This is a genomic window from Micromonospora sp. DSM 43699 (genome assembly GCF_055517075.1).
This window is the reverse complement of sequence record NZ_JBTMMT010000236.1, coordinates 1-431: the sequence shown is the minus strand read 5'-3', so window position 1 is coordinate 431 and position 431 is coordinate 1. Positions and strand designations below refer to the sequence as shown.

The window sequence follows — 431 nt, the reverse complement described above, 5'->3', positions numbered from 1 at the left end:
TGAGTGAGCGCATCGGCGGCGAAAGCCGCATGCGAATCTTTCGGCACACGCAAGCGCGCGGCCGCGTCGCGCTGCGGGAAATCGGCCGCATCCACCGCGGCTTTCCAGCCCATCGCATACAGATCGCTGACGTCGACCACATGCCCCTGCGCGCGCAGATGCTCGCTCATCGCGTCCTTGAGCGCGCCGTTGAGCGAGGCCGGTTCGGGGTGGGCGTAGACGATGAGGATGTTCTTTTTCATGGGGGGCGTCGTGTGATCGGGGAGCTCAGGATAGGCAGCCGCGTGCGGCGGCTGGGCGCGGGGTGGCGGTTTCAATGTGGACGGGTTGGAACCAATCCGGCACACCTAGGCACCGCAATTCGATGCAGCGCAGAACGACGGTTGACAGCGCGCGCGGCGCGGGTTTTCACTGCCCTCGACCTGCATGAA

Annotated in this window: 1 protein-coding gene; it reads right to left on the bottom strand. The window is 65.7% G+C overall.

The genetic code is table 11. The features are described 5' to 3' along the window. Positions 1-242 (bottom strand): NAD(P)H-dependent oxidoreductase (locus tag AC0AIB_RS31415; RefSeq protein ID WP_465098113.1); only part of this gene is annotated, 242 nt, incomplete at its 3' end. Positions 243-431: the final 189 nt, after the last annotated feature.